This window comes from Ketobacter alkanivorans (assembly GCF_002863865.1).
Lineage (GTDB): Bacteria > Pseudomonadota > Gammaproteobacteria > Pseudomonadales > Ketobacteraceae > Ketobacter > Ketobacter alkanivorans.
Genome location: NZ_CP022684.1, coordinates 3,407,343 through 3,422,057 on the forward strand (window position 1 = coordinate 3,407,343; position 14,715 = coordinate 3,422,057).

A 14,715-nucleotide genomic window follows, 5' to 3' on the forward strand; every position below is an offset into this window, starting at 1 on the left:
CGTTATTTCAGGTGACTGCCGTCGTCGGTAACGGCGTAGAACAGGCAGTCGCTCTTGGCGATGGTGGCGTTGGTTGTGATCATGAACAATTTAAGAGGCTGCGCCGGATGCAGCCGGTTGCCTTCCAGTTTCAGTATTTTGTCTTTTACATCCTTGCCTGCCGGTGTGTTGACGATCAATTTGTCCCAGCTTTCCGGCTTAACCCAGCCCAGTTGTACGTCCGTGGTGATACGGCCGAAGTTGTGACGCTCGACATTCGGTGGCAGGGTGATGTCGGCGTACACATCTTCTGCTTCGCTGTAGGTAATGGTGGCATCTGTCCGTAATTCCAGTCGTACCGGTTCTTTCAGCACATCCAGCTCCCAGTCCGCCTGTTGTGGCGTCAGTACGTCGGTTTGGCTGACGTAGCGGAGAATACCTTCATAGGCGATATCATCGGCTCTTGGATCCTGGGCGCCGCCGCATTCAATGGTCACGGTTGGCACGTTGCGTTCACTGTATTCGAAGAGTGCTCCCAGGCGTAAACCGGTTACCAGCATGCGCTCGGTGAACAGGCTGGTGAGTGCTTCATGTTGTGCATCCTGTTTCATCGAAACGGAGAAGGATGGGCCCATGCCGGATGTGTTGTGGATATCGATCAGGGCTTCTGGCTGCATGTCTTGCAGTATATCCAGAATCGCTTTGGCTAGGCGGCCTTGATCGCATTCGAAGGGCGCTTTAAAGCAGCGGTTCAGGTCTTTGTCGTCGGGCAGATGGCGATAGAAAAACAGTGGTTCCTGCAGTGATGTTTTGACCGAGCCGAAGAAGCAAAGGATATCCACAGCGGGTTCGACCCCCTGTTTTAACCAGCGAAAAATGCCACGGGTGCCGGAGGGTTCATTGCCGTGTAGAAGGGTGCAAATGGCACGCTTGCGCTGCCGGTTCTTGCCGGGAATATGGAGCAAGGTGGGCCCGGCCATTTCCTGAAGGAACGCCTCTACGGTGTCTCCCAAGCTGTCGGCGGTGGGATGGTACCAGTAGCGAATCAGGGGGCTGCCCAGGCTCATAGTTCGGTGCTCCATTGGCTGATGGATTGATGGGAATGATAGTTTGCACGATAGCGGTTTAGCATTTGGTGGCGCGCATCCTCGGCATTAAGGCCTGATTGCTGTAACCGGTGGAGTACGTTCAGCTGCCACTGAGCACCGTTGGTACGGGCAGCAATTCGATCGTGGATATTGCGCATCAGGCGTTTGGCTTCTGCTGTATCCATGCCGGCTTGTTGCAGGGCATCTTCCGCCAGGGGCAGTAAGCGTTTGGCCAGTTCCAGTACGTTGTATTCCACGACTTTGATCTGGCTGGAAGAGGGCCACAGCATGTCGGCATTAAGGCCATGTTGGGCTGCCCGATAGAAATTGTGCTCGGCGAATTTGAACGGCAACATGTTGGTTCGTTCTGGCATGGAATCCCGCAATGCCAGTGCGCTGCCCAGTAGGAACGCAGACGTGGCGCTCATGTCCTGCAGGCTGGGCCCTGAGGGAAGTGCGCGCACCTCCATGCGGATGTGGCCTCCATTGTGGTGATCGTAAATCGCTCGATTCCAGGGCCAGGTGCTGCCTTGATGCAGTTTCAGTTCATGCAGTTGTGGCAGCTTGCCTGCGGCTATCTGGGCCAGCGGATCTTCTTCATGCAGTATGGGCATGATGGGCGGGAACAGGGCTACTGTGGAGGCAAATAACTCCAATGGGCCTGTGCGCAGCCAGCCATTGCCAAAATAAACTCTGGGCGGATATTTGGTTTGGCCGTGTGCATCATCGCGACAGTCAATAGACTGTTTGAACAGGGCGATGCGGGTTTCTTGCCACAGCTCATGGCCAAACAATAGAGGAGAGTTGGCCGCTAACGCCAGAGCAATGGGGGTGACCAGCTGCACCGCATTAAAGCTGTTGGTGAACTGATCGGGGTTCAGGCGCCAATGTAATTGAAAGGAGGTATTGGCCCCCTCCAGCGTCACGTCATCCCAGGTCAGGTTCAGTGGTGGTTTGCCATCGATGTGGATGGCGAAGGGGGCGCCCCGCAGTTTACGCAATGCTTTATCCATGGCGCGGTAACGGGGTTGGTCTGTCATCATGTGCGGCCCAAACTGGCTGGGTTGGGCTGTGGGCAGGATGCCGATGGGCAGCAGTTCGGCGCCGTGCCCGGCTGCAATGTGGTCGGTGGCGGTGATGGCGCTACTCAGCTCCTGCTCGAAGGCTGCAAAGGGGCTGCCAGCGAAAGGTTGTGGTTGCAGATTGTATTCAAGGTTGAATTGGTTCAGCTCGGGGGTCAGTTGCGGGTTGTTGGCCTGTTTCAGAATCGCGAGGTTACAGGGCGCTGGATTGCCTTTATTATCCACCAGATAGAATTCCAGCTCCGCACCTAAGGAATCATCGCCCATACCAAAGCCGGGGCGCAGCAGTAGCTGTTGCAGTGCCTGCAGGTTGTGGCGAATCTTGTCATTAAAGCGGCGGTAGTCGTCTTCGCTAAAGGTATCCTGCCGAATATCAATGCCCATGCTGTGTGTTCCAGATGACTTTCCCTTGAGAATGAATCAGTTGGCATGATTAGTCCATGTTCTCGGTCATGGGATGGCGTGTTAGGGTTGGGTAAGTCAATCATGATTGTGGTTGTGATGTTGATTGTTGTTTTGGTACGATCGTTCAGAATTTAATGTCAGGTATGATGCCGCATGAAAAAAACAATAAAACGTACGATTTACGGTGTGCTGCTGGTGTTGGTGGTGGCAGTGGGTGCAGGTGTCCATGCTGTGTGGCCATTTTTGGCCTATCCCGTGGTGGATGTGCAGATCAGCCGTGTAGCACCGCAGCCTATAAGAGGGGAGGCGGAAGCTGAATTGCCGCAGCAGTTTATGGCGGGGATTGCAGTACGTGATATTACGCCGCCGATTGGTATTCCGAAAATGGGCTATTCCGCCTGGGCGCGGGATGCGGACGGTTTTCGTAATCGGCTGAAGGCGCGAGCCTTTTATTTGAAGCCAGTTGACGGAGAGCCGCTGCTGGTGTTGCAGGCGGATCTGCCCGCCAGCTCTTTGGTGCTGCAGCGGCGGGTGGCGGAGTTGGTGGCGGCTAACACCGATGTTGCGGTTCATAACCTGAGTATTCATGCCACCCATACCCACAGCGGGCCGGGGCAGTACTTTGCCAGTGATTTTTATAATGTATTTGGCTCTAACCGGCCGGGTTTTGATCCAGAAGTGTTCGAGTTTCTGGCTGAGCAAATGGCTGCGGCGGTCCAGGAGGCGTACCAGCAGCGACGCCCCGCCAAGATCGCCATAGGCAGTACACAGATGTACGGTGCCACTAAAAACCGTGCGATGGGTGCGTATGTGCGCAATGAAAATGTGGTGGATAAGCAGGAGAACGATGCTGCCGCACTGCGGGCGGTGAACCCTCTGATTACGCTGGTGCGCCTGGATGGGTTAGCGGCAGACGGATCTTATCAGCCGATGGGGGCGTTCTCTACGTTCGCGATACATGGCACCGGGATTCCGCCTTTTACCCATCCCTATCACGGGGATGTCTGGGCCTTTTTTGAGCGACAGTTGGAAGCCAATATCCGTGAACACTATCAGCCACCCTGGCCAGTCGTTCATGGACCGTTTGAGGCGAATCATGGAGACAACAACCCTAATTATCGCACCGGTCTGCGGGGTGATATTGAAACCCGCCGTATTGGTTTGGCGCTGGCGCAGCGAGCCTGGCAGCTGTACCGCAGTTTGGATGACCAACTTACCGATCAGGTTACCCTTTATTCTGCACAGCGCGAGTTAGATGTGCTGGATTTATCGGATGAAGATAAGGGTATGCTGTGTGAGCGGGCCGTTGTTGGCGCTGCCACGGTGGGTGCAGCCAAGAACGATGAAGTGTTTCCCATCAGCTACCTGCCGCCGTTTCAGCGCGGTTGGCCCGATGATCCGGTTGGAGATTGTCATGGCGAGAAACGCTGGATGTTGTCCAAATTACAGGCCTGGGGTTTACAACCCTGGCGTTACCCACACCGTATCTCCATCAGCGCTTTCCGCATCAATGAATTGTTGTTGGTGGGGCTGCCCTTTGAAATCACCTTTGAAGCGGGCAACCGCATGGCTGATGCTGTAGCCACTGCCGCAGGGCTGCAGAATGTGGAGCTGGCGCATGTTGTGATCAGCAGTCATACCAACGGCTTTTTCGGCTACAGCACCACTCCGGAAGAATATAGCGCCCAATGGTATGAGGGCGGGCACACCATTTATGGCGCCAATACAACACCGTTTTTGGCGAGAGAGTCCGCTGAACTGGTGGCCAGCATGCTGCGACAACCGGGCTATTATGACCTTCCAGAGCATTGGCAGTTCAATTTGCTGAGCGCACATTACTACCCCAAAGCGGTGGCACCTGAGGGTAAGCGCGTTCAGTTACTACCACCTGCGTTTACCGATGCGACCACCCACCAGGAACCACACTGGCAAACCCAGATGTTGGATGTGTCGCCCAGTCATATCAATTTGCATGAGCCACTGCTGTCTATCGAATTCAGCGATGATGGTAAGCACTTTTCGGTATTGACGGATCAACAAGGCACGCCGGTGGATGATGAAGGCGTTGATCTTCAGATCATTTATGACGGCGATTCAGATGCGGGTATGGCGCGTTATTTTTTGCGTTGGTACAACCCGGAAATTGCTGCTCCCGGTCGTTGGTATCGCTTCAGGGTAGAGGCGAGACAGGGTCAGGATACGTTTTTCTCCAGCCCTTTCCGTTAAAACGCATCACCTATAAAGCATCGGTTGATGTAAAACTGCACAAAGTCTAATTGGCATTCGTCACAACCGCGCTGCAAGGGGGTGACGCTATAGCGAGTTTGCATTACAGTAATTAGTCTTGATGTCTTTGAGCTGGCGCTGCCACCGCCGTGGTGCGCCTGCCTCTTTGTAAGATCCTATTCCATTTCGATCCAGCACCAGTCAGGCAGACTAAAGGGGGCTATATGGCATTATTTGGAAAAGTGGTGGATTTTCTCAGTGGCGGCATCGGCGAGAAAATCGTCGACACAGTCAAAGACTATTTCCCTCCCAAGCTCAGCGAGTCTGAGCGTTTAAAACTTGAAGAAGTCATTCGTAAAGCGGCACGAGAGCATGAATTGCAACTGCTTACCCTGGCACAGCAGGAGCAGGAGATGTTTGATCAGCGCATCCGAGAAATGGAAGGCACTGCGAAAGATCTTCAGCAATTCGGTATGTTTGGGCAACTGGTGGTGTTTTTGCGCGGTATGCAGCGGCCGATTTGGGGCTTTTTTGTGCTGTATCTGGATTACGCCGTGTTTGTGCAGAACAAATGGCCAACCGTCGAAATAGAGCAAGCGACAGGCTCTGTGGGTTTGGATTTTCAATCGGCATTCTGGATGATCAACTTTTTAGTGTTGGGTTTCCTGTTTGGTGAACGCGCTATGCGCAATGTTCTGCCTCTGTTGCAGAAGCGCATGGGCGGTACCACCACGCCTGAATCAGAGGCAAAAGGTTAACAGATATCGTTGCCGCCAAGCCCATATAGAGTGCCCACTCATAAAAGGGAGTTGAGTATGACATTTTCAATTGATGACCAAGGCTTGCTGCATGGGGATAGGGTCGAGCAGCGCCTGATTTCCGGCAAAAATTCCGGCAACTTTGAGCCCGGTCAGCTGGATATGATCGTGATGCATTACACCGCAGGCACCACCCTTGAGGGTGCAGTAAGCCACCTTGCCAAGCCTCACGTGCAGGCATCTGCCCACTTGGTGGTGGGGCGCGATGGTAGCATCGTGCAGATGGTTCCTTTCACCAAAAAGGCCTGGCATGCGGGGCGCAGTGAATACGCCAACCGGCAAGGCATTAATCAGTACAGTATCGGTATTGAAATGGTGAACGCGGGGCCGTTGCAGAAATCGGGCGATGGTTTCGTATCTCAATACGGGGGGCGTTTTGAAGAGAACGATGTGATTCAAGCGGTGCATCGTAACGAAAGTGGTGCCCGCTATTGGCACACCTATACCGAGGCGCAGATCATGTGTGCTTTTGAGTTATGTGGAGCCTTGGTGAATACCTACAACATGAAATACATTGTGGGGCACGAAGAGATAGCACCGCAACGCAAGAGCGATCCCGGCCCTGCGTTTCCATTGGAGACCCTGCGGGATCAGCTGTTACTGAGCCGTTCCGACAATGCCCCGCTGGCCCCTGATTTAAACCTGGCGCCTGCGGCCACCAAGCAGGCTCGGGTCAGTGCTTCAAAACTCAATATTCGCGAGCTGCCATCTTTAAACGCCAAGGCGATTCGTGACCCCCTGCCCAATGGCACGCGAGTCACCATTCTTAAACAGGAGAATGGTTGGGCCAAGGTTCGAGTGGAGCAGGAAGGCTGGGTGAAACAGGATTTTCTGGAAAGCTAAGCCACCCTTGCAGCCTTCGTTCATATCTGTATACAGCCCAAAGGTATCGAAATTTGATACCTTTGGGCTGCCTAGCTAAGACTTCTACCAGTCAGGTTGCTCATACCGATACACCCCGCCAAACTGATCGTGTTGCTTTCATCAATGGAGAAAACGCACATGATCGATACCATTAACGACAACTCCAAAGGCTGGCTGTTCTTTGTAAAGGCATCTTTTGCCGTCGCGCTGGCTGCGACTGCTGCCGGCATTCTGTTTATCCCTACTGATTTTCTGGTTAAAGGCTATATGGGGCTGTGCGCGCTGTTTCTGGTGAGTACCAGTATTACCTTGTCGAAAACCATGCGCGATGAACACGAAAATCAGCGTCTGATCAACAAAATATCCGATGCCAAAACCAAACAACTGATCAAAGAATACGCGGAGTAACTGCCATGAGCTTATGGACAAAATTGAACACCCTGTTTCGTGCCTCTGCCGAAGAACCACTGCATCATTTGGTGGACGCCAACAACATTCGTATTTTTGAACAAGAGATCCGTGATGCAGAAAAAGCCATCCAGCATGCGAAGTTGCAGTTGGCGACTGTCATGGCGGAGAAAAAGCAGTTGCAGCGCCACAATCAGGCGTTGGAGGAAAACATCAGCAACAAGGAGCGTCAGGCAGGCGAAGCCTTGGATAAACAGGCAGAAGAACTGGCATTGGAGTTGGCTGGGGTCATTGCTGAAGATGAGCACCTGCTTCAACAGCAGCGTAAGCAAGTCATCTGTCTGGAAAAGCAGGAGACGCACTTAAAGCGCCAGCTTAGAGTAGCCGCCAACGGTATTCAGAAGTATCAGCGTGAATTAACGTTGGCGAAGGCCAACCGTAGTGCACAGAAAGCCTTGGGCAGTTTGCAGGGATATTCCAATGGTTTGTCTGCGTCTATGGAGGAAATGGCATCGTCACTTAACAGCATTAAGCATCAGCAAACCCGGGCTACCGAAATGGATGAAGCCATGCGTGAGATAAACGCCGAGCTGAATGGCGAGCACCTGAATGATCGCCTCAAACAGGTAGGCATTACCTCCGGCGAGCAAGATGCCAGCGCCGTGCTGGAGCGGCTTCGAAAGCAGCGGGCGGCATGACGGGCCGCGCAACGTTGCAGCGTGCGCAGTTCGAAGTTCTCATCTACAGGGAGGGTTGGTGATGCTATTGAAAATTCTGGCGGTATTCTGTTTTTGTTTTGTTGTTGAACGCAGCATGCCCGGTTGGAGGTTACCACAAGTTAAGACTTGGCCGCTGCGTGTGCTTCTGATTAATGCGGTGCAGCTTGGGGTGGTGCTGCTAGCAGGAATTAGTTGGGAGCATTGGCTATCTTCTGCTTCTGTTATGCATTGGTCCGACTATATGCCCAATTGGGCTGGTGGATTGTTAGCGTATTTTATCGCGACGTTTGTATTTTACTGGTGGCATCGCTGGCGGCATGAGTACGATATCCTGTGGCTGGCGTTCCATCAGATTCATCACAGTCCCCGCCGACTTGAGGTAATCACCTCGTTCTACAAACACCCCGGAGAAATGGTCGTAAATTCTCTGATCGGCAGTGTTCTGGTGTACAGCGTGCTTGGCTTGTCTGTTGAGGCTGGATTGGTTTACACGGCCTGTACGGCCTTGGGGGAATTTTTCTACCACACAAATATCAAAACGCCGCATTGGATAGGGTTTGTTTTCCAGCGGCCTGAGATGCATCGTATTCATCATCAGGCCGGGCGTCACAAGAATAACTACGGTGATATCGTATGGTGGGACATGTTGTTTGGCACCTACGAAAACCCTAAGGAGTGGAGTGGGCAATGCGGGTTTACCGCAGCCAGAGAAGAGCGCTTGGTGGCTATGTTGATGTATCGGGATGTCCACAAAAAATGACATGATGCTGGCCCATAGTGTCATGTCACTTTTTTTCGTAATCGTAAACTGACCGTCGATGTGCGCGATTATCGGTAAAATTCCCATTTCTTTTGGATACTTGTTACAGCGCTCTGTGGATGGCATTGCGATTGCCTTATCCCAAGTAGATCAACACATTCTACTGGGGAAAGGATCATGAAATTACGTTTGGCCACTGCCATTATCATTGCATCGCTGGTTGCCGTATCCGCTTCTGCCATGCCGGTTGGCTATGATTTTTATCAGGGTGGCTATACCGGCGGGGCTTTCCTGCACGGGCATTTTGTCGGTGAGGATCTGGATGGAAATGGTCAGCTATCTTCTTTTTCCGGTGAGATCAGCGGCTTCGCGTTGAGCTTCAATGGTCAAGGCGGTTTGGCTTCCTTTGTTTTTGGTTTGGATGACCTGTTCGGGCTGGTCTATGACCTGAACGGCGGGCTACTGGGGGATGGGCTCTCCCGGCATATAGAAGGTCTGCTGGCATTCGACGGCAATTCACTGTTGGCGGTAGGCCCCGGGCCACTGTGGCGCACGTGTGGTGGCGGTTATGCCTGTGCTGTGGCTGCCAGTGGCCACAAACGATTTTACAGTGGTGAGGGTATCCAGGTCATGGCGCGCGGAGTTGCTGTGCCAGAGCCCGGATCAGTGGGTTTGATCGTGCTGGGCCTGATCGGTTTGGTGCTGGTGCGACGCAAGATCGGGGCCCAGCAGTAAGCGAAATTCCGGTGGCTCTTTGGCGTGGCTTTGTGGCAAGGTAGCTCTCAGGTCAATGCCAAAGCCTCAACATGAAAGTCTCAACGCAAGGATCGCTACCATGAAACCCTTGAAACAGCTTCTGATTGCCGCCGCGTTATCCACCCTGGTTGCCTGTGTTACAACCGAGCCTGCGCCCACTGCGGTGGATTACAACTATGATAGTTGGCGCACGATGATTCCCGATTCCTGCACCCATTTCTTTGATGGCTGTAATACCTGTAGTCGCGCTCCAGGGGCGGAAATGGCCGCCTGTACCCGTATGGCCTGCCCGAAATACGAAAAGCCGGTGTGCCTCGATGATCAGACCCAGGCTACGGTGGCTGAGTGATCGGGTTGTAAATCATGGAACTGTCCACTGAGCTTACAATGTCGCTTTGGTTATGCCGATCTGGCAGATTAAGCCACTGAATCAATTCTGGTTTTTTCAGTCTCTTCTATTAGAATGAAGGCAATCTGTCAGATCCAAATCCGCACACGAGCGATGAAAAACAGAACATTATGACTCAGCCTATGGATTTTGAAGGTGTTGAACGCCTTCCCCTAAAAGAATACACCGAACGCGCCTACCTCGATTACTCCATGTACGTCATTCTGGATCGGGCGCTGCCCAGTCTGGGGGATGGGCTTAAACCGGTACAGCGTCGCATTATCTACGCTATGTCCGAGCTGGGGTTAAAGGCCAGCTCCAAGCACAAAAAATCCGCTCGTACGGTGGGTGACGTGCTGGGTAAATATCATCCTCACGGTGACAGTGCCTGTTACGAAGCCATGGTGCTGATGGCACAACCTTTCTCCTATCGCTATCCATTGGTGGACGGGCAGGGTAACTGGGGGTCCCCCGATGATCCCAAATCCTTCGCTGCCATGCGTTACACCGAATCCCGTATGGCCCCTTACGCTGAAGTGCTGTTGGCGGAGCTGGGGCAGGGCACAGTGGAGTGGCAGCCTAATTTTGATGGGTCTCTGGATGAACCTGTTGTGCTGCCTGCACGTCTACCCAATGTGCTGTTGAACGGTGCGATGGGTATTGCGGTGGGCATGTCCACTGACATCCCCCCCCATAACCTGCGGGAGGTGGGCAACGCCTGCATCAAGCTGCTGGAAGATCCCGGTTGTTCGGTGGATGATCTGTGCGACATCGTGCAGGGCCCTGACTTTCCCACCAATGCCGAAATCATTACGCCTCGCAACGACATCATCAAGATGTACGTGACCGGGCGCGGGTCTTTGCGTATGCGCGCTCGGTATCTGATGGAAGACGGTGACATCATCATCACTGCGCTACCCCATCAAGTGTCCGGCAGTAAAGTGCTGGAACAGATCGCCGATCAGATGAACAAGAAAAAGCTGCCCATGGTAAGCGATCTGCGGGATGAGTCGGATCACGAAAACCCTACCCGTCTGGTGGTGACGCCCCGCTCCAATCGTATTGACGTTGAGCAATTGATGGGCCACCTGTTTGCCACCACCGATCTGGAGCGTACCTATCGTGTCAATATGAACATGATCGGTAACGATGGCCGCCCTGGTGTGAAAGGTTTGCTCGACCTGCTCAGCGAGTGGCTTGAGTTCCGTATCACCACCGTGCGCCGCCGTTTGCAATACCGTTTGGATAAAGTGCTGGATCGGCTGCATATACTGGAAGGTTTGCTGATTGCGTACCTGAATATTGATGAGGTGATCCATATCATCCGTACCGAGGATGATCCCAAGCAGGTCATGATGGGGCGGTTTGGGTTGTCGGATATTCAGGCTGAAGCGATTCTAAATATTCGACTGCGTAATTTGGCCAAACTGGAAGAGTTTAAGATTCGCGGTGAACAGGAAGAGCTGGAAGCCGAACGTAAAAAGCTGGAAGCCATTCTGAACTCCAACGCCAAGCTGAAGAAGCTGATCGTGGATGAAATTCGCGAAGACATGGAAAAGTACGGTGATGACCGCCGCTCGCCCATTGTGTTGCGGGGTGAGGCCAAGGCGCTGGATGAAACCGAGCTGGTGTCTGCCGATCCGGTTACTGTGGTGCTGTCTACCAAAGGCTGGGTGCGCGCCGCCAAAGGCCATGACGTGGATGCTGTCGGCTTAAGCTATAAAGCAGGCGATGAATACAAAACCTCTGCTTTGGGCAAATCCAATCAGAATGCGCTGTTTATTGATAGTACCGGTCGCAGCTACTCATTGCCTGCCCATACTTTGCCATCGGCCCGTGGCCAGGGTGAGCCTCTGTCGGCGCGTTTGTCGCCGCCTTCTGGTGCCACGTTCGATGCAGTGTTGATGGGGTCTGACAGCCAGCGCTATTTGGTGGCCAGTGATGCCGGATACGGTTTTGTGGGTAAATTAGGTGATGCTCAAACCCGTAATAAAAATGGTAAGGCGTTTATCAATCTGCCCAAAGGCAGTCGCGTGTTGCAGCCCCAGCCAGTGGTCGATGCCGAGAACCAGTATGTGGTGGCGGTGACGAATGAAGGCCGTATGTTGATGTTCCCGGTGGCAGAGCTGCCGGAATTGGCCAAGGGTAAAGGCAACAAGATCATCAGCATACCCGGTGCGCGGGTGGAAAGCCGTGAGGAATTTGTGATCGGCATAGTGGTGCTGGGGCGTGAAAATCAGCTGAAGGTATTCGCCGGTAAGCGCCATATTGGTTTGAAGTTTGCGGATTTGGAGCATTATCTGGGTGAGCGGGGCCGTCGTGGTAATAAGTTACCGCGAGGATTCCAGAAAGTTGATGCTATTGAGGTAGTGTAATCCCTGCCATACTTCCAAAAAGGTTGTTTGGAGCTGAGAAAATGAGCGCTGCCAAGCTGGATGAACGCCCTGATTTTATGCGCGGCATTTATATTCGGTTATTATACTTTGCGTACCCAGAGCAAAAGTTAATTACGCTTTCTCTTTAAAAGATGCTTCTTCTTTCTTCTGGTTCTTAATATTGAAGTTGTTAAAGATATTCTCAAGCGCCTCGTCAGATTCGTCACAACCTAAACGTTTAGCAATTTCCTCGAAGCTATCTTTGTTTGATTCTTGATTTTTTTTTGCTTCATTCATTCGTTATCCTCATTACGCAGGATTTTTGAGTACTTGTTGAATCGGTAAAATGCCAAGAATATTCATACTTATCAATAGATTAACTAATTATTCGTGCTGCTCGCTTTGCTCTCGCTTTCGCGATTCGCGGATATCACATAATGTTTGACCATGACACCGATCTTAGATATGATACTTTCATCAAATAAAAAGCGCCGCGTCCCGGGCTAATGAGAGGCGGCGCTTTTTATGGGCTGTTTTAGACATTTAAAGCTCCTGTTTTGGAGCTACCCAGTCAATTTTTACGTGTAAGAACAAGCGCAGTGAGGGCAAGCTCTATGGACGAAAGTATACTAGAATCAATCAAATTCCTCAAGTCAAAGAAATCTTTCCAAGAGCGCAAGCAGCGTCAGTTGGAGAAATCAAACCCAAATGCTGCAGCAAGGCACGCTGAGTCTGCAGAAGGCTTCGCAAAGATAATAAGCTGGTTTGAAGAGTGCTTAGCTAACCCTCCCAAGCGCCCAGTAAGCAGTGATGACGTAGAAGGCTTGTTTTCCCTGAATCCACTTGATATAGACGATTTGCCCGAAGACTTTCGGGAAGAAATCAGCATTACCGAAGGGGACAAACAGGATGCTCAAATCATTGAGCTAATGCGAATTGCAAACAGGCCCCTCGATCTCAACGAAATTCTTATCGCATGCTGGCGCAAATACAACGTCCAGCACAAGCGAAACCAGCTCACTGCACGACTTTATCGTCTTTCAAAGCGCGGCGAAATTCATCCCGTAAACAAAGGCACGTATGCGCTTGGTGCTGGACCTGAATCTGGCCAAGAAGATGAAGCTCAAGAGCAGCTAATCTAAATAGTTCTGGGGGAATAGTATGAAAAGAAGAGCGTGCAGCCTGGTTTGTGCCCACCTGCTTACCAGGCGATGAAACTGCTGTTCACATTCGATAGGGCTCAGAATCCGTCACGAATGTGAACAGCAGGTGGTCATGCTTAAGGAGGCGTTGCATCCTTTTAACTCCGAACCAAGTCGGTCTGCGTGGTGCAACACGCAAATCTTGGCCGAATAAGGAGGTGATGCAAATGGCCGAACAGCAAAAGCTTAACTTGGATGTTCCGGAAGGTTATGTAGTAAAGTTTGTAGCTTATATAACCCTAAAGAACGGCAAACGATTGTACGCTAAATCGTGTGGAAAGAAAGCTTTTCCAATAGTTGTTAAAGCCTAAGTATTGGGCTATCGCAACGCCTCCTCTCTTTTTAGATTAGCCTAGTTTCTAATATCTGCTCAACATGCATTCTGTTAAAATTTATTGCCCCCCCCCCCCCCGCCCGCGGATGGTCGCACTTTTGATCCAGCTTCCGATGGCGCTCCTCATTAACAAGTTCTTTCATAAGTCAGGCGCTTGCCAGCAATCCCTGAGAGTAGGATTTCAGCGCGCTCAGCGTCATCAATCTCCAGCTTTACGCGATGGTTGTAACGGAAGTCAAACTCCGCCAGATAGCGGTTTAAATGGTTGTGACCGCGGTGCTGATAGGTGCCTTTGATGTCTCGCTTGAATACCTAGAAGCAATTCTCAATAGTGTTTGTGTGGATATGGCTTGAACTCTTCCGAACATGTTCGCCACGTCCGTGGTAAACGGCGTGATGAGCCGAAAACTCTTTGTCGATTTTTTGTAGATTATTGCCTGATCGGTCATCGGTTGCGCCTCACGAGCAAGATTGGCTTTCACAATTGGCAGAATGGTTTCAACTTTGATGTCATCGGCCACCATTGTGCGGGCCTTTGCCGATGCCTGTTGTATTTCCCATGTATGTCTCACCCACATCGACGAGGCCTTCACCTGACCCAAATGGAGCCAAGTCCTTGCTCTTCATTGCTTCGCGAGCACGGTGGCTCATGAACCAAGCGGTTTTAAGGGTCACGCCAAGGGTGCGGTGAAGCTGGTTTGAGCTGATTCCTTTCTTGCTAGAAGCAATGAGGAAGATGGCCTGGAGCCACAAGTGCATTTTGACGTGAGACGATTCAAAGATGGTGCCGACCTTAACTGTAAACGGCTTGCGGCACACATAGCACTTGTAAGCGCCTATGCGGGTAGATTTACCCTGCATCTTAGACACACGCTCACGCTCACCGCAGTTGGGGCAGGTTGCGCCATGAGGCCAGAGCTTTGATTCAACAAGCTCGTATGCGGCTTCCTCGTTGTGAAAATAAGGCTTTGATAAAATTGACATGGCGGTATCCCCTTGGCGTGATATCCGTATCTCGAACCACTCTGGGTACGTAAAGTATAATAACTTGCATTTATATACCGCCGCAACGCCATTATTGAGCAGATTCGGGAAGTCAGCCCGGATCTGCCTAAAATTGCGCAACTGATCGGCAAGGATGCCGGTATCTCCGCTAATATCCTTCGTACGGTCAATTCACCGGCTTTTAACTTACCCAACAAGATAGGCTCCATCAATCAAGCGGTGATGCTGCTGGGGCTGGATCCAGTGGTCGGCTATTGCCGACGCCATTTTTGCAGAGCTGTGTATCAGTGAAGAAGACTTCAGCGA

General features: G+C 51.9%; 14 protein-coding genes and 1 pseudogene. 11 read left to right on the forward strand and 4 right to left on the reverse strand.

What is annotated here, in order from left to right; genetic code table 11:
- Positions 1-2: 2 nt before the first annotated feature.
- Positions 3-1,046: a M14 family metallopeptidase gene (locus Kalk_RS14585; RefSeq protein WP_101894943.1), complete on the reverse strand. Its 1,044-nt coding sequence runs from the start codon at positions 1,044-1,046 to the stop codon at positions 3-5.
- Entirely contained in the window at positions 1,043-2,533 is a 1,491-nt protein-coding gene (locus Kalk_RS14590; protein ID WP_101894944.1) for a glutamate-cysteine ligase family protein, read from the reverse strand. Before Kalk_RS14590 ends, Kalk_RS14585 begins: the two co-directional genes overlap by 4 nt.
- A 174-nt stretch (positions 2,534-2,707) precedes the next feature.
- On the opposite strand from Kalk_RS14590, the gene Kalk_RS14595 reads away from it, so the two are divergent.
- From Kalk_RS14595 to parC, 9 genes are all read left to right on the forward strand, one after another.
- Positions 2,708-4,780, forward strand: a complete 2,073-nt coding sequence (locus Kalk_RS14595; RefSeq protein ID WP_101894945.1) for a neutral/alkaline non-lysosomal ceramidase N-terminal domain-containing protein — start codon at positions 2,708-2,710, stop codon at positions 4,778-4,780.
- A gap of 224 nt (positions 4,781-5,004) precedes the next feature.
- Complete coding sequence (locus Kalk_RS14600) at positions 5,005-5,538, forward strand: hypothetical protein (protein WP_101894946.1); 534 nt, start codon at positions 5,005-5,007, stop codon at positions 5,536-5,538.
- A gap of 57 nt (positions 5,539-5,595) precedes the next feature.
- Positions 5,596-6,441 (forward strand): N-acetylmuramoyl-L-alanine amidase, encoded by an 846-nt coding sequence (locus Kalk_RS14605; RefSeq protein WP_101894947.1) that lies wholly within the window; start codon positions 5,596-5,598, stop codon positions 6,439-6,441.
- 159 nt (positions 6,442-6,600) lie between these two features.
- Complete coding sequence (locus Kalk_RS14610) at positions 6,601-6,870, forward strand: YiaA/YiaB family inner membrane protein (protein ID WP_101894948.1); 270 nt, start codon at positions 6,601-6,603, stop codon at positions 6,868-6,870.
- Positions 6,871-6,875: 5 nt separating this feature from the next.
- Positions 6,876-7,568 carry a PspA/IM30 family protein gene (locus Kalk_RS14615; protein WP_101894949.1) on the forward strand — a complete coding sequence of 231 codons (693 nt, stop codon included), beginning with the start codon at positions 6,876-6,878 and terminating at the stop codon, positions 7,566-7,568.
- Positions 7,569-7,629: 61 nt separating this feature from the next.
- Positions 7,630-8,349, forward strand: a complete 720-nt coding sequence (locus tag Kalk_RS14620) for a sterol desaturase family protein (protein WP_101894950.1) — start codon at positions 7,630-7,632, stop codon at positions 8,347-8,349.
- A gap of 177 nt (positions 8,350-8,526) precedes the next feature.
- On the forward strand, positions 8,527-9,084 hold the full coding sequence (locus Kalk_RS14625; RefSeq protein ID WP_101894951.1) for a PEP-CTERM sorting domain-containing protein: 558 nt from the start codon (positions 8,527-8,529) through the stop codon (positions 9,082-9,084).
- A gap of 100 nt (positions 9,085-9,184) precedes the next feature.
- Positions 9,185-9,454, forward strand: coding sequence for a hypothetical protein (locus tag Kalk_RS14630; protein WP_101894952.1), 270 nt, complete (start codon positions 9,185-9,187; stop codon positions 9,452-9,454).
- Between the two features lie 170 nt (positions 9,455-9,624).
- Entirely contained in the window at positions 9,625-11,868 is a 2,244-nt protein-coding gene (parC, locus tag Kalk_RS14635; RefSeq protein WP_233716657.1) for a DNA topoisomerase IV subunit A, read from the forward strand.
- Positions 11,869-12,000: 132 nt separating this feature from the next.
- Here the strand turns inward: parC and Kalk_RS21245 are convergent, their stop codons facing one another.
- Positions 12,001-12,165, reverse strand: coding sequence for a hypothetical protein (locus Kalk_RS21245; RefSeq protein ID WP_158643508.1), 165 nt, complete (start codon positions 12,163-12,165; stop codon positions 12,001-12,003).
- 317 nt (positions 12,166-12,482) lie between these two features.
- Between Kalk_RS21245 and Kalk_RS14640 the strand changes: the two genes are divergently transcribed.
- Complete coding sequence (locus Kalk_RS14640; RefSeq protein WP_101894953.1) at positions 12,483-13,010, forward strand: hypothetical protein; 528 nt, start codon at positions 12,483-12,485, stop codon at positions 13,008-13,010.
- A 520-nt stretch (positions 13,011-13,530) separates the two neighbouring features.
- On the opposite strand, the pseudogene Kalk_RS14645 reads toward Kalk_RS14640, so the two are convergent.
- Positions 13,531-14,388, reverse strand: a pseudogene (locus Kalk_RS14645) (transposase).
- Between the two features lie 93 nt (positions 14,389-14,481).
- On the opposite strand from Kalk_RS14645, the gene Kalk_RS21705 reads away from it, so the two are divergent.
- A complete protein-coding gene (locus Kalk_RS21705) occupies positions 14,482-14,700 on the forward strand; it encodes an HDOD domain-containing protein (RefSeq protein WP_324774965.1) in 219 nt (72 codons plus the stop codon).
- Positions 14,701-14,715 lie beyond the last annotated feature (15 nt).